We start from the raw sequence: 18,631 nt of genomic DNA on the forward strand, positions 1-18,631 counted from the left end.
AATAAAAAAGAAAAGGCATCATGCCGATGCCTTCTCCTTTTCATTGGTTACAGCAGCTTCTTCCCTAACAGCGATTCGATCAGTTCGACGGCCGCCTCACCGGATTTATTTTTATGATCAAGTATCGGGTTGACTTCAACAAACTCGGCAGAAGTAATGATATCTGCGTCATAAAGCATTTCCATCGCCAAATGGCTTTCCCTGTAGCTGATGCCTCCGACGACAGGGGTGCCGACTCCCGGAGCGTCGCTCGGATCAAGACCGTCCAGATCGAGGCTCAGATGAATGCCGTCGCAATTTGCTGACAGATACTCGATCGTTTCCTCTATCACCTTCGTCATGCCAAGCCTGTCGATTTCGTGCATGGTGTAGACTTTCATGCCGGTTTCACGGATATATTTGCGCTCTCCTTCATCAAGCGAGCGGGCACCAATGATGACGACATGCTCCGGCTTGACTTTCGGCGTATAGCCGTGAAGGTTGACCAGCTTTTCGTGGCCGACACCGAGACTTACCGCCAGCGGCATACCGTGGATGTTGCCTGACGGCGATGTCTCCAGCGTATTTAAGTCGCCGTGTGCGTCATACCAAATCACGCCGAGTTGTTGATAATGCTTGGCTACCCCCGCCAATGTCCCGATGGCTATGCTGTGGTCTCCGCCCAACACGAGCGGGAAGCGGCGCTGCTCGATGACATTGTCGACGATATCAGCCAGCTTGCGGTTTCCTTCGAGTACGGAAACTAAATTTTTCAGCCCTTCGTCTCCTTTTGGCTGATCGCGATTGATCGGCACATCGCCCAGATCATCGATATCATAGCCAAGCTCGGTCAGACGTTCCACGATATGAGCGTAGCGAATCGCGCTCGGTCCCATATCCACACCGCGCCGCGCCTGTCCCAAGTCCATCGGCATTCCAATCAGAGAAACTTGCTTATTCATCAATAACCACCTCATCGTTTGTTTTGTTTTGATAGATCAATGCTTCTTGTCGCTCAAGACCCTGGCGTTTTTTCACAAATACGTGATAAACAAAGTAGCAGGCCGACATGAACAAAATCCCGCAGTACAATGCCATCCTCTGCTCTGAATCAAAGGCAAGGCTCACAAGGACGGCGCTGTTTAAAATAAATCCCGTCAGCGGCAAATAAGGGTAAAGAGGCGTTTTAAATTTCAAGTCTTCAACCTTACCGCCTTCTTTAACATATCTTCTGCGAAATAGCAGCTGTGATACCGTAATCGTGATCCAGCCGACTTGTGCGCTTAAACCGGCTAGAGACAGAAGCCAGATGTAGAGCGTTTCCGCGGCAACTACGCTTGAGACGAGGGACAAACCCGCAAAACCGAGCGTGATCCACAGCGCATTCATCGGGATCCCTCTTTTATTGACCCGGCTTAAAGCCTGAGCGGCCATTCCTTCTTTCGCAAGAGAGTAAAGCATCCTTGTCGATGCGTACAAACCCGAATTCGCCACCGATAATAAAGCAATTAAAATAACAAAGTTCATCAGATCGGCGGCATACGGAATGCCAATTTGTTCAAATACGACAACGAACGGGCTTTCAACAACCCCCGCTTTTTCCCATGGAATCAACCCCGCCAGGACAAATACGGACAGGCCGAAAAACACAAGTGTCCGCCAGACCGTCTGTTTGATGGAGCGGGGCACCGTTTTTTCCGGATTTTCGCTTTCCCCCGCCGCGATCCCGATCAGCTCTGTCCCTTGAAAGGCAAAGTTGACGGTGATCATCGTGATAAAGATCGCGCCGAATCCGTTTGGAAAAATTCCGTCTCCAATCAGATTGGAAAAGAACGGTGCAGCCTGTCCGTCTTTCATATCGATAAATCCGAACATCGCGCCTCCGCCGAGGATAATAAACAGAAGGATGACGATAATTTTAATGCCGGACAGCCAAAATTCCGATTCCCCGAAGGCTTTCGCCGATAGCGCGTTAAGCGAAAAAAGCAGCAGACCGAAAATCAAACACCATATCCAGACGCCGACATCGGGAAACCACCTTTTCATCAGCTGCCCCGCCGACAGAAATTCCAAAGCAACCGTAACCGACCAGCCGAGCCAGTAGATCCAGCCGACGGCAAATCCTGTGGCAGGCCCGATAAATTTTGTCGCGTACGTCTGAAAAGAGCCTGAAACCGGCATTGCCACTGCGAGCTCCCCGAGGCAAAGCATCGTAAAATACATGATCATTCCGCCCGCTAAATAAGAAAGAATCGCGCCGATCGGCCCGGCTTCATTGATCGTATATCCTGTTCCAAGAAAAAAGCCGGTTCCGATGACGCCGCCAAGCGAGATCATAAACAAATGGCGTGATTTCATCGTTCTTTTCAGTGTATATTGTTCACGGTTTTCATGGTTCAAACCGCCTTCACCCCTTCCGTTTCCATTCTCCCTAATGTCATCTCCCCCTATGACATATAGACTATTTTTTAAATCTTCTGAACATTTTCCTGATATTTCAATTTTTGACAAACTTCGCACATGCGGCGAAAAAACGGGCTGAACAATCCCCTTATTGTTCAGCCGTCCGCTTTACTTCGACAAAACACGGGTAATCTTTTCAATCGCCCAATCCAAATCCTCATTTGAAATAACAAGAGGAGGCGCAAAGCGAATCACCGTTTCATGCGTTTCTTTGCAGAGCAGGCCTTCTTCTTTCAAACGCTCGCAATACGGACGCGCCGCCTCGGTCAGCTCAACCCCAATGAACAGCCCTCTGCCGCGCACTTCTTTGATTTTTGGATTATCGATTTGCGAGAGCTTCTCTTTAAAATATTCCCCGAGCTCCAGCGACCGTTCAGCGAGCCGCTCATCTTCCAACACTTCAAGGGCGGCGATCGATACGGCGCATGCAAGCGGGTTCCCTCCAAAAGTCGACCCGTGTGAGCCGGGATTAAACACGCCAAGCACATCTCTGTTTGCAGCAATACACGATATTGGGAACACGCCGCCTCCGAGCGCTTTTCCTAAAATGTACATGTCCGGTGTGACATCCTCCCAATCAGAGGCGAACATTTTGCCTGTTCGTGCAAGCCCTGACTGTATTTCGTCAGCGATAAACAAGACATTGCGTTCTTTACAGACTTCTGCAGCCTGTTTCAAAAAGCCTTCCGGCGGAATGACAATACCCGCTTCACCCTGAATCGGCTCAATTAAGAAAGCGGCCGTATTCGGTGTGATCGCCTGTTTCAGCGCCTCCAGATCCCCGTATGGAATCAGCTTGATGCCAGGAAGCATCGGCCCGAAACCGCGTTTATACTCTTCTTCTGATGAAAGCGACACAGCCAGCATCGTCCGGCCGTGAAAATTGCCTACACATGCGATAATTTCAGCCTTATTGTCCGGAACGCCTTTTACATCATAAGCCCAGCGCCGGGCTGCTTTAATCGCGGACTCAACCGCTTCCGCTCCGGTGTTCATCGGCAGAACCATATCTTTCCCCGTTAATGAAGCGACCTTTTCATAGAAAGGACCAAGCTGGTCATTGTGAAAAGCTCTCGACGTCAAGGTGATTTTGTCGGCCTGATCTTTTAACGCCTGGATGATTTTCGGATGCCTGTGCCCTTGATTCACTGCGGAATAAGCGCTCAGCATATCCATGTATCGGTTGCCTTCCGGATCTTTCACCCACGTGCCTTCCGCTTCAGAAATCACGATCGGCAGAGGATGATAGTTATTCGCGCCAAAATGTGCGGTTTGCTTCATAATTTTCTCGGACTTTGATAGAACCGTCATTCTGATTCCTCCTTCTTATTTTTGGACATACATGCCAGATGTCGTATTTTGTTTCACACTATTTTATATGCAAGGATCGTGCCAATCTTAAAACCGCAAATTTTCAGAACATTGCATGTATAATTCGCAAAAAATTTTGCGGTTTTTATTCAAAGGTGCAAAAATAAATGCATATTTTTTTGCACCCTTATCAAATCTTCACTTACAATGGAGAGACAGTTACGAACAAAGGGGGATGTCACTTGCTGAAGAATTATGATTTACTCAAGCTTATTTTTCAAAGAATTATAGATGAAATCGATATCGGCTTGCATGTCGTCGACGAAAACGGCACATCTGTTGTCTATAACAAAAAAATGAGCCAGATTGAAGGGATGGATGTCAACGATGTGCTCGGCAAAAACGTGCTGGACGTGTTTACCTTTGCCAGCCAATATGACAGCACTCTCCTGCAGGCGCTGCATCACGGGAAAACGAACAAAAACGTCAAGCAGACCTACTTCAATAACAAGGGCCAAGAAATTACGACCGTCAATCATACGTTTCCCATTATGGAAAACGGGAATACGAAAGGAGCGGTTGAGATTGCCAAAGATGTCACAAAGCTTGAACGGCTGATCAGAGAAAATATGAACAAAACAGAAAACACAAAGTATACGTTTGACAGTCTGATCGGCGTCAGCCCGGCGTTCAAGGAAGTCATTGAACATGCAAAGCGGGCGACCCGGACCTCTTCCTCCATTCTCATCGTCGGCGACACCGGAACCGGAAAAGAACTGTTCGCCCAAAGTATACATAACGGAAGCCAGCGGTCGACTGGCCCATTCATCTCACAAAACTGCGCAGCCCTCCCGGAAAGCCTCGTCGAAGGCCTTTTATTCGGCACGGCCAAAGGCGCATTCACGGGTGCCGTCGATCGCCCGGGTCTTTTCGAACAAGCAGACGGCGGCACACTTCTCCTTGACGAGATCAATTCTTTGGACTTCAGCTTGCAGGCAAAGCTTTTGCGCGCCATTCAAGAAAAAACGATCAGGCGGATCGGCGCTTCGAAGGATACTCCGATCGATGTCAGGATCATCGCGACGATGAACGAAGATCCAGTCGACGCGGTCAGCGGGCAAAGACTGCGAAAAGATTTGTATTACAGGCTGAGTGTCGTCACCTTGTTCATTCCTCCATTAAAAGATCGAAAGGAAGATATCATGCCGCTCACCCAGCATTTTATCGACAAATACAACGCATTGTTCCAAATGGAGGTCAAAGGTTTTGAAGAAGAGGTGCAGCGGTTTCTGCTTTCATATGATTGGCCGGGAAACGTCAGAGAACTTGAACATTTAATTGAAGGCGCCATGAATTTGATGTCTTACGAAGACAAACTCGAGCTGACGCACCTTCCATTGCAATACAGGACAAAACCAGCGGCAAAAAAGCAGCTGCCGCAGCAGGGCTATGATCTGTTCGCCCCGCTTCCTTCCGTCTCGGCAGCTCCTTTGAAGGAACAAATCGAGAATGCCGAAAAGTATTATATTCAAAAAACCGTTAAAAAATGCAATTACAATGTGTCCCAAGCGGCGCGGGTTCTGGGGATCAGCAGGCAGAGCCTGCAATACAGGCTTAAAAAATGGAAGATCCGTTTTGATCAGGAATCAGAATGATTATCACTAAAAACGAATTTCTTGACTCATACTAAAAAAGGTTTATGCTTTACTTTTGTAAGACCGTTAAGTACAATCATATCAACTAAATCCAATCAGAAAAGTGGGGAATAAAATGAAGAAAGCAATATTCGCTGTATTACTGACGCTGTTGATCACCGTGATGGCCGCATGCGGCGCGTCAGGGGACAATTCCAAGGATAAAAACGCAGCAGGCGACAGCCTCTGGTCTTCAATTAAAGATAAAGGCGTTTTGACCGTCGGTACTGAAGGAACGTACGAACCATTTACATTCCACGATAAAAAAACAGATCAATTAACAGGTTATGATGTCGAAGTGATGCAGGAAGTCGCCAAGCGCCTCAACCTGAAAGCTGAATTTAAAGAAACGCAGTGGGACAGCATGTTTGCCGGCCTCAACTCCAAGCGTTTTGACGTCGTTGCCAACCAAGTCGGGAAAAAAGACCGTGAAAATCAGTATGATTTTTCCGATTCATATACAACTTCCCAAGCCGTCGTTGTCACAAAAGCGGACAACAACGATATAAAAGCTGAAGGGGACGTCAAAGGGAAAAAAGCTGCACAATCTTTGACAAGCAACTATAATGACCTTGCGAAAAACGCCGGCGCTGAAATCGAAGGCGTGGAAGGAATGGCTCAAGCGTTTCAGTTGATTCAGCAGGGCCGTGTCGACCTCACCTTTAACGATAAACTGGCGGTGCTGAACTATTTGAAGACATCAGGAAACAAAAACCTGAAAGTCGCTTTTGAAACAGGCGAGCCGCAAACTACGCATTTTGCTTTCCGCAAAGGAAGCGGCGAGCTGGTTGACAAGGTCAACTCCGCGCTGAAAGACATGAAAGAGGATGGCACACTCGCGAAAATAGCGAAGAAATGGTTTGGCGAAGATGTTTCTAAATAATATACAAGCGGCGGCCATCGGCGCGGCGATCCCCTGGGATCTTGTGCGTGAATCATTTTGGCCGATCTTTTTAAGGGGAATCTATTACTCGATTCCCCTTGCCATTCTCTCTTTTATATTCGGTATGATCATCGCATTGATCACGGCGCTGGCGAGAATGTCCAAATCCCGCATTTTAAGAGCGGTTTTCGGCATTTATGTCTCAGCGATCCGCGGAACGCCGCTGCTCGTTCAGCTATTCATTATTTTTTACTTGTTTCCAGCATTTCAAATCACGATTGACCCGTTTCCGAGCGCGATCATTGCCTTTTCATTAAATGTCGGCGCATATGCTTCGGAAATCATCAGGGCTTCCATCCTTTCCGTTCCGAAAGGGCAGTGGGAAGCGGCTTATTCGATTGGAATGACTCAAAAAACGGCCCTTACCAGGGTCATCCTGCCGCAGGCTGTACGCGTGTCGATTCCGCCATTATCCAATACATTCATCAGCTTGGTTAAAGACACATCGCTTGCGTCACAAATTCTTGTTGCTGAATTATTCCGGAAAGCCCAGGAAATCGGGGCCAGCAATCTAGACCAAATTTTAATCATTTATATGGAAGCCGCATTCATCTATTGGATCATCTGCTTTGTTCTCGCGCTTGTTCAGCAGCAGATTGAACGGCGATTGGACCGGTATGTGGCCAGGTAAGGAGGGAAATAGACAATGCTTGCGATCAAAGGGCTGAATAAATCCTTCGGCGAAAACGAGATCTTAAAAAAAATCGACCTGAACATCGAAAAAGGAAAAGTGATCGCCATCTTAGGGCCTTCCGGTTCCGGCAAGACGACGCTGCTTCGCTGCCTGAACGCTTTGGAAATTCCGAACCGCGGCATTCTTTCTTTTGACGATTTTACCATCGATTTTTCCAAGAAAAATAAACCGGCTGACCTCCTTCGACTGCGGAGAAAGTCGGGAATGGTGTTTCAGGCCTATCACCTGTTCCCGCACCGCACCGTGCTTGAAAATGTGATGGAAGGGCCGGTAAAAGTGCAAAAGCGCAATAAAGAAGAAGTCAAAAAGGAAGCCGTTCAGCTTCTGCAAAAGGTCGGCCTAGAAGACAAAATGGACCTTTATCCATTCCAGCTTTCCGGGGGACAGCAGCAGCGCGTCGGGATCGCCCGTGCTCTGGCCATCAAGCCAGAACTGATGCTTTTTGACGAGCCCACATCGGCGCTTGACCCCGAGCTGGTCGGTGAAGTGCTGAAAGTCATGAAAGACCTTGCAAATGAGGGCTGGACGATGGTTGTCGTCACCCACGAAATCAAATTCGCGCAGGATGTCGCAGACGAAGTCGTCTTTATCGACGGCGGCGTCATCGTCGAACAGGGTCCGCCTGAACAAATTTTCTCAGCCCCTAAGGAAGAACGAACAAAACAGTTTTTAAACCGGATTTTGAATCCTGTATAAACAAAACAGCCTGATCTCTCTGGATCAGGCTGTTCTTTTTTATTCTGCGGCCAGTTTAAACTTGGATGACGCTTGATTCAATTCTTCCGACAAAGCGGAGAGCTGCTGAATGGCCGATGCGATTTCCTGCATGCCGGCGCTTTGCTGCTCCGCTGCTGCCGCGACTTCCTCAGAACCTGCCGCCTGCTCTTCGGTAACGGCGGAAATCTGTTCCATCGCAGCCGAAATGTTTTGATACGATTTTTCGACTTTTAACAAAGACTGAAGCAATTGATCGGTCCGTTCGGCAAATTGAGAGATCCCTTTAAAAATTCCTGAAAAGTTCTCGTAAGTGCCATTGATTAATATTTGCCCTTTGTCAACCGCTGCGTTTCCTTCCTGAATGCGTTCCATGACAAGCCGGCTGCTCTCCTGCGTGCCCGCCACAAGCTGGGAAACGGATAAAGCGGCATCTGCCGAGCGTTCAGAAAGCTTTCTGACTTCTCCCGCTACAACAGCAAAGCCCTGGCCTTCTTCACCGACCCGGGCGGCTTCAATTGAAGCATTGAGCGCCAGCAAATTCGTCTGTTCGGCAATAGAGGAAATCATTCCGATGACTTTTTCAATTTCTTCGGTATGGTTTTGCATCTCTGCTGCTGCTTGTTTGGACTCTTCCATCACGTTTTTAATCGTCTGGGTCTGCCGCAATGTTTCTTCGACAAGCTCCTGTCCGGTCTTGGAATCCTTGCTGACGCCTTCGGCAACATTCTTCATCTCGTTCACTTCTTCTGTGACGTGTGTAAGCTGATGATCGATTTCGGCAGCCGATGTGTGGCAATCCGAAACGGACGAGACCACTTCGTTGATCCCCTCGCTCATGCTGTTCATCGATTCAGCCACCTGGGCCGCGCTTTCGCTCGATTCAGCCGATACATTTTTCAGCTGGAGACTCGTCTTGGATACCTCTTCAGAGGAAGCTGAAATTTGTCCAATCAATTGTTGTAAATTTTCGCTCATCCGCTTGAACGATTCGGCAAGCTTTCCGGCTTCATCACGGCTCTTGACAGAAATGTCGGCCGACAGATCGCCGTCGGCAATTTTTTCTGATGCCTTCATCAGCTGCCTGATCGGCTTCGCGATAAAAGAACCGAGAAAATAGGCCATGGCCATTCCGAGCAGCAAGACAAATGCTGCGATCGCAATTGTATACCACTTCGCTTTTGCAGCTGTCGCCGGAATCACGGAAGCATCAAGATCGATCCCCAAAATTCCCACCTTTTCGCCGGAGCTGTTCTCAAGCGGCTGAAAAATTGACTGGTGAATGCCGTATTCATCCTCATACACGTCGCTTACCGTCTCTTTGTTTGTCGTTAAGGCTTCTTTCATTTCAGGAGAAAAACTGTAATCCGTGCCGAAATCATCGGACGTATCCGACAGCACGAGAATCCGCTCCTTCCCGCCCTCATTGGAAAGGATATAGATATTTTCAAGATTGTTTTTCTTTTTCAGGTTGTCCACAGCCATTTTTGTCTGCTTGTAAAGCGGATTGTCCGCAGAATCGATTTCAAGCGGATTCCCGTCCAGACGTTTGATTTGGTTTTCAGCAAGATGAATATCGGTATAAAGACGGTTTTGGAACTGCTGTCTCAGCTGCTCTGACAAGTCTTTGCTGATATAAGTAAACACAGCTGAAAATGATGCGATCGTGATTAAAAGCACTAAGGCGACGCCAATCATAATTTTGACTGAAATGTGTTCTGTTAGCTTTTTCTTCAACGTTTTCATCGTCTATATCCCCTTTAATTTGTCATGAGAGATCCATGCTCCCGGCAGACTTCCTCAATATTTTCTTTTAAATAATCGATAATTCCCGGGACATGTTCAGGCATGGTATACGGAGAAATGACGAAAAATTTGCTGACGCAAAGCGGTATCTCAGTCCCTTCACAGGATTTCACAAGCAAGTGCTTTTTCGTATCGCCAAAAAACATCTTGTCCCTTTTTGTTCCGAGCTTTTCAAATAGTTTTTCAGTGAGTGCATTGTTTCTTTCCAGCTCTTGAATGGTGCATGCTCCCGAAATTTCGTCTTCAAATCTAGGGGCACCTTCAGGATAAATGCGAAACAGCGTAGACATGCCGAAGTTGTCCGGGTTCACAATATCGGCCTCCGGAATCTGCTGAGAAAGCTGTTCCCTAAAATGCAGGTTGACTTCAAGAAACTGTCCGAGCAGCTTTTGATAGCCTTCATAGCCAAATGCCATCAACGCGCTGTACATACTGATCGAACTGGCCATGCGCGAACATTCCAGCGTGTAGCCCGTATGGTAGTCCCCATAGCCGCGGTGGCCGACATACGGCGTCTCATCAGGATCCAGATCGATCCGTTTTAAGTCATTGCGATCTTTCACAAGAAACAGGCTCGTCACATAAGGCGTCTGTCCGAGCTTCTGAAAATCAAAACAAAGCGAATCGGCTGCGTGCAGATGCCTCATTTTTTCCTGAATCGGCTTGATCATGCTGAGAACACCGGGACTGAAGGATAAAGCGTTCTCATTCAGATCGTACTCATTAAAAAAGGCAAAAAATCCTCCCAGGGCGGAATCGGCGTGGATATGCGGAACCGGCAGCCCGAAGCTTTTCGCCGTTTCTTCAGCCGCACGGCGGACAGCGCTCACATCATCGATGCCGATCGCATCTGTCGTTCCTGTTGTAGCTACGATATAAACGGGAATCCCCCCGGCTTCGCAGACTTGTCTAAGCTTCGCCCGCAAATCTTCCGTATCCATGGAATGGTCGAGATTTGTTTTGACTTTAATTAAATGATCGCTCCCGAGTCCTGCGGCTTCCATTGACTTATACAAGCTGTAATGAGCCGCTTCAGAACAAAACGCGTAGAAATTGCCGGGAACCCCTTCTTTCAGCGATGACGGCGCCATTTTGGCAATCGCGATTCTGAGGCCGCTGTATACCGCACCTTGTCCTCCCCACGTCGTGTAGCCTCCGCTTGTTTCGGCATCATACCCCGCAAGCTTTGACATCATCGCCGTAACTTTCACTTCCGCCTCCGCTCCGGCTGGACCGTACACATCCCACAGGTTGTTCCCATTGACCATGAACGCCGTAAGCATGCCTAATATCCCCGGGATGCTCGCCATCGGCAGAATGTTTGTGAAAAAGTATTTGGTATGATACGGATGGCCGTGCAACAGCTTCAACAGCTCTTCGTTGACCTCTTTCATCGGCGCACCTTCGTGCGGAATCCGGCTCTCTGCGACCAGCTTTTCATAAAAGAAGCCCTCACGGTTCTTCTCGCCGCCAAGGTTGACCTGATCTGGATTTTTCAGCTCGTCCACTCCCTCGATCAGCTGTTCAATCAATGATAGGAATTCATGTCTTTTCGCTTCATTTCCGTCCTCGCTCGGAAACCATTTCTGTACATCTGGTGTATTGCGTTGCTGCATGATTTTCTCTCCTGCCTTGTCTTTAATATTTCGGAAAAAGTTTTCACTTGCCATATCGGTATAATATTCCTATATTTTTAGGCCTTCGCTCAAAAAGTTCATGAAATTGTTTAATCTTTTACATTTTCTTTTAAATAAAAAAACTTCTTAACGATATATTAAGAAGTTTTCGAAACATTTGAGCGCTATTTCCGTACAATAGAATGATAAATTCATATTGGAAAGGATTTCTTTAAAATGAAACAAGAAAATGAGAAAAAAACATTCAGTATGAGAATGCTGCTCAATATGGTCGGCCTATTCGTCTTTACCGGCATGATAGTCAGCGCATATACCCAGGCTTTTTACTTGGATGAACATCTCGAGATCTGCCGCTTTGTATACATGACGGCAAGAGAGTGGAAAGAATTTTTTTTGTTTGTGTCCGGGACGGCCATCATCTATTTCGTTTTGGCAAATGTTCTTTCATTCAAGAAAAAACGCTGAAGAAAAACTTAGTGCTTTCGTCTTCTCCATTCCTTCGTTTCCTCTTTAAAGGCAAGATACAGACAGACGATCAAGGCAATGATCAAAGCAATCCAAACGGGCATCGCCAGAAAAGGTGCATAGTTCAATATAAGCAACAGTGCGAGACAGGCTAAAACGGAAAGACAGATCAGCCTTACTAAAAAAATCAACGCCATTCCCCTCCTTTTTTCATAACATCTGCTGTTTTTTCCCTGCAAACTGCTGAACCGCAATGACAGCAAAGAGCCAGCCTACAAGAACGGCCCAAGCGCTCGGTTCGCCCATTGGCTCTGTCGAATAGAACTGGCAGATGATGCTTCCTCGAAAGAAACAAAAGGGTCCAGGACCCTTATCAGACTCTGAATTTCTCCCCTCCACAATGGAAAATGTATCTCTACAGCTATCATACATCATTTTCATCAATTGGAATATAATAATAATTATGTAAATTGAAGAGCCGCATTCCGAAATCCGCATTTATCCGTTCTGAAGAATGTGATACAATGACAATCGATTGTTTTTTTGAAAAGAGGGGAATCCATTGAAGCGGGAACTTGTTTTGCGCTGGCTTTTTTATTTTGTCGGATTGATTGTTTTGTCTTTTGGGGTTTCTCTTACGATTGAAGGGAAAGTGCTCGGCATCGGTCCTTGGGATGCATTTCACTACGGGTTGTATATGCTTTTGGGCCTTACAGTCGGCCAATGGGCGATTATTGTCGGGGCGGTTATCGTAGGTTTAACGTCCTTATTTACAAAAGCATGGCCGAAAATCGGCGCCGTGCTTAATATGCTGTTAATCGGTATTTTTATAGATTTCTTTACTTATATTCTTCCAGACCCGGAAACGTATATTTCAAGCACTGTCGTATTCGTGATCGGCGTCATTTTTATCGGTTATGGAGTCGGCATTTATGTGTCGGCAGATCTTGGTGCGGGTCCGCGCGACTCCCTGATGCTTTTGATTTCCGAGAAAACGGGCTGGAACGTTCAGTGGGTCCGCAACGGAATGGAGCTGACGATTTTACTGATCGGCTGGCTGCTCGGCGGGCCGATCGGCATCGGCACTGTTTTAACCGCCATTTTAACAGGCCTGATTTTGCGGTTTTCTTTGCCTCAGTCCAAACAGCTTTTAAAAACAGCTATGACAGGAAGGCGCATCAGAGCTGCCAAGCCTGTACATATGTCGCTGAAAAAAAACGGATGAGCGTTTCATCCGTTTTTCTCGTTCAGATTATTTCTGTTTTACCACCGGTATCCAAATTTCGGTGATATGGTCTTGCGCCATAATATTCCCGTCCTTAGGATAGGATTCAAATTGCGGAGCGTTTGCCAATTCATAGCCTGTCGCCGGAAACCATTCTGAGAAGATCCTTTCCCATGTGGCTTGAACAGCCGAATTGACGGGGCCGACGGCTTCAAATACGGCCCAAGTTGCGGCGGGAATCGGTTTCTCGACACAGCCGGCAGGCGTGTCAGCGGATGTTTTTTCGACCCCGATGACATAATGGAACGTATCAGCTTGATCATTAAAATCCATGCAGACGCCAAGGAAGCCGAGCGGGCCGATATCCGGCTTTAAAGAATCGGTAAAGCCGTTGTGATTTAATTCGTTCCAAAAAGCCGGAATGTCCTTTTTGTTTTGATCATCCTTCACCGTAACCTCCAACGCTTTGCCGATCACCTGAAACGGTTCTTTTTCAACAATCTTGTAATTCATATCCTCCACTCCCTTTATTTGAATATGAAAGGATAGACGCGGAAATGCCCTGAGCGTCCTGCCTTTTTCACGGGCCTGTGAAGGGCTGATACCGTGAAGGCGGCTGAATGCCTTTGAAAATGATTCCGGTGTGTTGTAGCCGTATTTAAAAGCAGCATCAACCACTTTTATATGTGAAGCAGCCAGCTCCTGCGCGGCGACTGTCAGCCTTCTTTTCCGAATGTAATCGGCAAGGGTAACACCCGTCAGCATGTAGAACATCCGCTGATAATGAAATTTCGAACAGTATGCGATTTGGGCGATTTCTTCGTGTTTCAGCGGCTGATCCAAATGCTTTTCAATATAATCGATGCTTTCAGCCAAACGATTCAGAATGTCCATTGTTTCCGCTCCTCTCATTTACAACGATACTTCATGCCAATCAGAAATTCCGGTCATTCCGTGCGTTGTTGTGACAGGAGCCGAACAGCCATTTGACGGCTTCCGGAAAACGCTTCGCAAACCTCTCAAGCCGATGTGAGCCTCCTTCATCAATGACAAACTTCAGTTCTTTTTCGAAGGCGGCGCTTTCGGTTAACAGGCTGAAGGCTTCCTTCGTCCTCGGTATCATCTCCTTCTGCAGATTATCCCTGTCTGCTCCTTCCATGCTTCCAACATCCATATAAATGCGCAGATGCTCATTTTCAAAGCGGTTATTCTTCATAAACTCGGTCATTCCTTCAAACCAGAAAGACCCTGACAAAGATCCGATTTTCCCAAATGTCTTAGATGCTAAATACGCCGTGTAAACCGAGATCAATCCGCCGAACGACTTTCCGATGATTCCTGTATGTTCACGGCTTGGATTTGTTCGGTAGCGCCTGTCGATATAGGGCTTAAGCCGATTGGCCAAAAAAGCGGCATATTCGTTGCCCTTCCCGCCGTACGCCCGTTTATTCGGCAGCAAATGCGGTTTGGGAAAAGGCGTGTATTCGCTTTCCCTGTCTTTCGGAGCCACTCCGACCAGCAGCAATTCCGGCACTTCCTGATTCGAAAACAGCTTTTCGATTGAGGGCAAACTGCCGCTGTGTGCCGGATCGAACAAATCGCCCAGATCGTGTACGTATAGGACGGGATAGCGGTTATTACTGCTTCCGTATGAAGGAGGAAGATAGATCAAAAGCTCCCTCCCGAAGTATGTATCTTTTATCAATGTTCCGTCTATCATGTTCATCACTCCATTCTGCACAGGTATCATGCCTATCTTTCCTGCTGCCTGTTTGCTAAAATGAAAGCAGAAAAAATATCATGTGAAGAGGTTGCATTTGATGAAGATTTACGCCGTTTATATGGATCAGCTGCCGGAAGCCGGCCAATTTAACCGAATGATGGCCATGGTCTCTGAAGAAAAGCGCAAAAAAGTGGGCAGATACAGATATCCCGAAGATGCCAGCAGGACGCTGATCGGGGAAGTGCTGGCGAGGCACATCATCAGTGAAACGTTTCATTTACCGAACGATCAGATCCGTTTTACGGAAGGAAGGTACGGCAAACCGGCTGCTGAAGGTCTGAACGACTTTCATTTCAACATTTCCCACTCCGGAAACTGGATCGTGTGCGGAGCTGGCACCAAGCCGATCGGAGTGGATGTCGAAAAAATCAAGCCGATCAATTTCGACATTGCCGAGCGGTTTTTTTCTCCTTCAGAGCACCATGATCTCATGGAAAAGGACGACTCAGAGCGCCTGTCGTATTTCTATCATTTGTGGACGATGAAAGAAAGCTTTATCAAACAGGCGGGAAAAGGCCTGTCTCTGCCGCTTGATTCCTTCTCCGTCAAACTGAACGAACAAGGACGCGCTTCGGTGGAAACTCCCCCAGGCTATCCGCCTTGCTATATCCAAGCCTATGAAATTGACCCAGGCTATAAAATGGCGGTGTGTTCCGCCGCACCTGAATTTCCAGACCGCATTGTGATGAAAAGCTGCGCTGAACTGTCAACGCTTTAAAAAGTTCCGCTCTAAAAATAAGCGGTTTCCACCGCTTGCCGCAAGCGGTCGATGCCGCGGCGGATGTCGTCTTCCTTTACATTGGACGTATTGATTTTTAATAGATTTCTTTTTGGAAAGGCCGACATATAATGAGCGTTTACCGGTTCGAGCAGGACGTTCCGTTTTTGTAAGCTTTTGATCAGACGGGACGCCGGGATCGTCCGGTCCAATTCGATGTGGGTGTGGATGGCCGGATGGCCGTGTGGATGGAATTCAAGCACATCCCCCAGTGACGCGGCACATTCTTTTAGCAGATCATGCAGAAGGCATGATCTTTTTTGATAGGAAGAACGGATCTTTTGCTTATGCTTTTCAAACATCCCGCTCTTCAAATAGATCTCCAAAGCGGCCTGAGACAGCATGGAACTGTCAATGTCGAGCAGCTGTTTGTACCGGTTGAACACATCTGTCAGAGAATCGGGCAGCACAGCGGCTCCGACCCGCAGACCCGGAAAAATAATCTTGGAGAAACTTTTCAAATAAATGACGTGTGAAGAAACGTCATAATAATGTAACGGGTCCGCCTTTTTATGATTCTCCAAATCTCCTAAAAAATCATCCTCGGCGATATAGACGTCATACTTTTCCGCCAGCTTGACGATGGCCATTTTTTCCCGTTCCGTATAGGAAGTCCCGAGCGGATTGTGGAATCTCGGCATCGTATAAAAGAATTTGATGTCTTCGGTTTGGAAAATTTGCTCCAGCTCGTCCATATCGATGCCCTCAGCGGTTCTCTCGATGCCGATTGCGGGTATGCCGTGAACTTCAAGGTATTGAATCAGTAAATGATAGCTCGGCTGTTCGATCAGAATTTTCCGCTTCCGGTTGGGAAAAGGCATTGAAGCGAGCAGAGCGAGGGCCTGCTGCACGCCTGATGTAATAAAAATGTGTTCCTCTTTCGCAAACACCTGGCCGTTGGCAAGCTCTTTTTGTATGGCCTCGATTAATGACGGAAGACCTTTCGGCGTCCCATAGATAAACAGATCGTTTTTGTATGTGTCAATGGCTTTATTGATGCAATGCTGAAAATCGATGTATGGAAAGACATCAGGATCAGGAGCAGATGCTGAGAAATCGATCACAGCCTTTCCGGGATTTGGTCGCTGATTCGTTTTTTTCACGACGTAATAGCCGCTTTTCGGCACTGAGTAGATGAGGTGCTGTCTCTCCAGCTCGCTAAACGCCCTGATGACCGTGCTTTTGCTTACTTTGAAGCGTACGGACAGCTCGCGGATGGACGGCAGCCTGTCCCCTTCCTGAAAGGATTTGTCTTCGATCATATCCTCCAATTCGTTCATCAGCGCTACATATTTGTGCATGTTCGTCTCCTTCGCCAATCTGTAACGGTACAGATTCCGTTTTTTTGTATTGTATCAGATTTCGCTTCCGTATAAGATGACAGAAGCCGGTAAAATATCTGTATTGCATGCATACTTTAACGGAGATGATCGACTTTGAACAAATCTGCTTATGCGGCAGCTTTGCTCTATGCTTTTATCATTGGGTTTTCTTTTTTCTTTGTCAAATTGGCTCTCACTGCAGCGAATCCGGTCGATATTCTGGCCCATCGCTTTACGGTCGCTTTTTTGGCCGCGCTTTTTCCCCTTCTGCTTGGATGGGTAAAGATTGGCATCAGCATGAAAGATGCGCTGAAGGTACTGCCTTTAGCTTTATTTTATCCTGTCATGTTTTTTGCTTTTCAAGTGTTTGGGCTCGTCTACACGTCTTCGTCTGAAGCCGGCATCATTCAAGCGGCGATCCCGATCTTTACGATGATATTCGCCGCTTATTTTTTAAATGAACGGTTTACGAAGCGGCAATTCTTTTTCACCGTCTTGTCAGCGGCGGGGGTGGCCTGCATCTTTATGATGAAAAGCGCAGGCACCGGAAGCTCCGATTTGAGAGGGGCGGCGCTGATTTTGCTTTCGGCGCTTTCATCGGCGGGCTACAGTGTGCTCGCGAGAAAGATGACACGCACCTTCAATTCGCTTGAATTAACATATGTGACCACTGGTGCGGGATTTCTCTTTTTCAACGGCATCGCCGGGATCAGTCACATGGCAGACGGCACGCTGAGCGGATTTTTTGCTCCCTTCACTGATCCGGTGTTTATTCTTTCGGTTTTGTATTTGGGCGTGTTGTCATCGTTTGCGACATCATTTTTATCTAATTATGCTCTCTCAAAAATAGAAGCTGCGAAAATCAGCATGTTTAATCATCTGGCGACACTGGTGACGATTTTGGCTGGGATCATATGGCTGGGAGAATCACTTGAATGGTTTCACTTCGCAGGAACGGGGATGATTATTGCCGGACTGATCGGAGCGACGATGGTCAGGCCGGAAAGTCGGCTGAAAAAAGGCTAAAAAACGGAAAATCGGCTGTTTCAACACACCGATTTTCCGTTTTTCTTTATATTGCCGGGCGGGGCCTCCTTGCGGCTGGCCGCGGCAATCGTTTTGATCTTCGCGGCTACTTGTTCCGTTTTTGCTAAAAGATACATATGGCCGCCTTTGAAATAGTGGAAATCGATCGTACGCGCCCACTTTTTCCAGCCATGCGCATCCTTCATGCATTTCTCATCGCGATCTCCGTTCAGGATATGAACAGGCGACATGAGCGGCGTATGATCCGTATGGCAGAACGTCTCAAGCGCTCTGTAGTCCGCTCTGAATGACGGCAGGAAAAAGTTCATGACTTCCCTGTTATCTTTCAGTTGTTGGGGTATTCCGCCAAGCTGGATGAGATGGTCGAGAAATGCGTCATCATTTTTGTGAGACACTTTTTGCCGCTGAATATGAGGCGGCTGAATCGCTGAAATCACCGCAGCTGCCGGAAAGATGCCTTCTTGTTCAAGCTTTTGCGTCAACCTGTAAACAACCATCCCGCCCATGCTGTGGCCGAACAGTACGAATGGAGCGGAGAGCCTCGGCTTGAGCGCCGCTATATACAGATCGACGAGTTCTTCCAAATTGTCGACAAACGCCATTCGATTTGTTCCGTGTCCAGGCGGTTCGATGGCCAGTACTTCAAAATCTGCTTTTAAATGTTCATAAAGCGGTCCGAATGATGCCGAATATCCCCCGGCAAACGGGAAACAGATCAACTGCGTGCCGCCTGCCGGCGCTCCAAACTGCTTAATGATCTCGTTCATTTA

At 47.4% G+C, this 18,631-nt stretch carries 18 protein-coding genes; 8 read left to right on the plus strand and 10 right to left on the minus strand.

What is annotated here, in order from left to right; translation table 11 throughout:
- Window positions 1–47: 47 nt before the first annotated feature.
- From rocF to ACH97_RS05285, 3 genes are all read right to left on the minus strand, one after another.
- A complete protein-coding gene (rocF, locus tag ACH97_RS05275; RefSeq protein ID WP_048350193.1) occupies window positions 48–941 on the minus strand; it encodes an arginase in 894 nt (297 codons plus the stop codon).
- Window positions 934–2,337 (minus strand): amino acid permease, encoded by a 1,404-nt coding sequence (locus ACH97_RS05280; protein WP_223254835.1) that lies wholly within the window; start codon window positions 2,335–2,337, stop codon window positions 934–936. Before ACH97_RS05280 ends, rocF begins: the two co-directional genes overlap by 8 nt.
- A 213-nt stretch (window positions 2,338–2,550) precedes the next feature.
- A complete protein-coding gene (locus ACH97_RS05285) occupies window positions 2,551–3,753 on the minus strand; it encodes an ornithine--oxo-acid transaminase (RefSeq protein WP_048350194.1) in 1,203 nt (400 codons plus the stop codon).
- A gap of 242 nt (window positions 3,754–3,995) precedes the next feature.
- Here ACH97_RS05285 and ACH97_RS05290 point away from each other — a divergent pair, with 242 nt between their 5' ends.
- The 4 genes from ACH97_RS05290 to ACH97_RS05305 all read left to right on the plus strand — a co-directional run bounded on the left by ACH97_RS05290 (window position 3,996) and on the right by ACH97_RS05305 (window position 7,780).
- Window positions 3,996–5,408, plus strand: coding sequence for a sigma-54 interaction domain-containing protein (locus ACH97_RS05290; RefSeq protein ID WP_023855659.1), 1,413 nt, complete (start codon window positions 3,996–3,998; stop codon window positions 5,406–5,408).
- Window positions 5,409–5,523: 115 nt separating this feature from the next.
- Window positions 5,524–6,330, plus strand: coding sequence for a cystine ABC transporter substrate-binding lipoprotein TcyA (tcyA, locus tag ACH97_RS05295; protein ID WP_020450122.1), 807 nt, complete (start codon window positions 5,524–5,526; stop codon window positions 6,328–6,330).
- Window positions 6,317–7,021, plus strand: a complete 705-nt coding sequence (locus ACH97_RS05300) for an amino acid ABC transporter permease (RefSeq protein WP_020450121.1) — start codon at window positions 6,317–6,319, stop codon at window positions 7,019–7,021. Before tcyA ends, ACH97_RS05300 begins: the two co-directional genes overlap by 14 nt.
- Before the next feature lie 15 nt (window positions 7,022–7,036).
- The gene (locus ACH97_RS05305) at window positions 7,037–7,780 is read left to right on the plus strand and encodes an amino acid ABC transporter ATP-binding protein (protein ID WP_003178866.1); all 744 of its coding nucleotides are present in this window, start codon (window positions 7,037–7,039) and stop codon (window positions 7,778–7,780) included.
- A gap of 39 nt (window positions 7,781–7,819) precedes the next feature.
- Here the strand turns inward: ACH97_RS05305 and ACH97_RS05310 are convergent, their stop codons facing one another.
- Window positions 7,820–9,544: a methyl-accepting chemotaxis protein gene (locus tag ACH97_RS05310; protein WP_048350195.1), complete on the minus strand. Its 1,725-nt coding sequence runs from the start codon at window positions 9,542–9,544 to the stop codon at window positions 7,820–7,822.
- Window positions 9,545–9,558: 14 nt separating this feature from the next.
- Entirely contained in the window at window positions 9,559–11,220 is a 1,662-nt protein-coding gene (locus ACH97_RS05315; RefSeq protein WP_020450118.1) for a pyridoxal phosphate-dependent decarboxylase family protein, read from the minus strand.
- Between the two features lie 237 nt (window positions 11,221–11,457).
- On the opposite strand from ACH97_RS05315, the gene ACH97_RS05320 reads away from it, so the two are divergent.
- On the plus strand, window positions 11,458–11,706 hold the full coding sequence (locus tag ACH97_RS05320) for a hypothetical protein (RefSeq protein WP_020450117.1): 249 nt from the start codon (window positions 11,458–11,460) through the stop codon (window positions 11,704–11,706).
- A gap of 8 nt (window positions 11,707–11,714) precedes the next feature.
- Here the strand turns inward: ACH97_RS05320 and ACH97_RS05325 are convergent, their stop codons facing one another.
- The gene (locus tag ACH97_RS05325) at window positions 11,715–11,903 is read right to left on the minus strand and encodes a hypothetical protein (protein ID WP_020450116.1); all 189 of its coding nucleotides are present in this window, start codon (window positions 11,901–11,903) and stop codon (window positions 11,715–11,717) included.
- A gap of 365 nt (window positions 11,904–12,268) precedes the next feature.
- Between ACH97_RS05325 and ACH97_RS05330 the strand changes: the two genes are divergently transcribed.
- Window positions 12,269–12,931, plus strand: a complete 663-nt coding sequence (locus tag ACH97_RS05330) for a YczE/YyaS/YitT family protein (protein ID WP_020450114.1) — start codon at window positions 12,269–12,271, stop codon at window positions 12,929–12,931.
- 27 nt (window positions 12,932–12,958) lie between these two features.
- Here the strand turns inward: ACH97_RS05330 and ACH97_RS05335 are convergent, their stop codons facing one another.
- On the minus strand, window positions 12,959–13,825 hold the full coding sequence (locus ACH97_RS05335) for an AraC family transcriptional regulator (RefSeq protein WP_043054053.1): 867 nt from the start codon (window positions 13,823–13,825) through the stop codon (window positions 12,959–12,961).
- Window positions 13,826–13,865: 40 nt separating this feature from the next.
- Window positions 13,866–14,681: an alpha/beta hydrolase gene (locus ACH97_RS05340; RefSeq protein ID WP_020450112.1), complete on the minus strand. Its 816-nt coding sequence runs from the start codon at window positions 14,679–14,681 to the stop codon at window positions 13,866–13,868.
- A 70-nt stretch (window positions 14,682–14,751) separates the two neighbouring features.
- Between ACH97_RS05340 and ACH97_RS05345 the strand changes: the two genes are divergently transcribed.
- Window positions 14,752–15,432, plus strand: coding sequence for a 4'-phosphopantetheinyl transferase family protein (locus ACH97_RS05345; protein WP_020450111.1), 681 nt, complete (start codon window positions 14,752–14,754; stop codon window positions 15,430–15,432).
- 11 nt (window positions 15,433–15,443) lie between these two features.
- Here the strand turns inward: ACH97_RS05345 and ACH97_RS05350 are convergent, their stop codons facing one another.
- Complete coding sequence (locus ACH97_RS05350) at window positions 15,444–16,793, minus strand: aminotransferase-like domain-containing protein (RefSeq protein ID WP_020450110.1); 1,350 nt, start codon at window positions 16,791–16,793, stop codon at window positions 15,444–15,446.
- Window positions 16,794–16,928: 135 nt separating this feature from the next.
- Here ACH97_RS05350 and ACH97_RS05355 point away from each other — a divergent pair, with 135 nt between their 5' ends.
- The gene (locus tag ACH97_RS05355; protein WP_020450109.1) at window positions 16,929–17,840 is read left to right on the plus strand and encodes a DMT family transporter; all 912 of its coding nucleotides are present in this window, start codon (window positions 16,929–16,931) and stop codon (window positions 17,838–17,840) included.
- Between the two features lie 20 nt (window positions 17,841–17,860).
- On the opposite strand, the gene licTE is transcribed toward ACH97_RS05355, so the two are convergent.
- Window positions 17,861–18,628, minus strand: a complete 768-nt coding sequence (licTE, locus tag ACH97_RS05360) for a lichenysin biosynthesis thioesterase LicTE (RefSeq protein WP_020450108.1) — start codon at window positions 18,626–18,628, stop codon at window positions 17,861–17,863.
- Window positions 18,629–18,631: the final 3 nt, after the last annotated feature.

The sequence above is a fragment of the Bacillus paralicheniformis genome (assembly GCF_001042485.2).
Taxonomy (GTDB): domain Bacteria; phylum Bacillota; class Bacilli; order Bacillales; family Bacillaceae; genus Bacillus; species Bacillus paralicheniformis.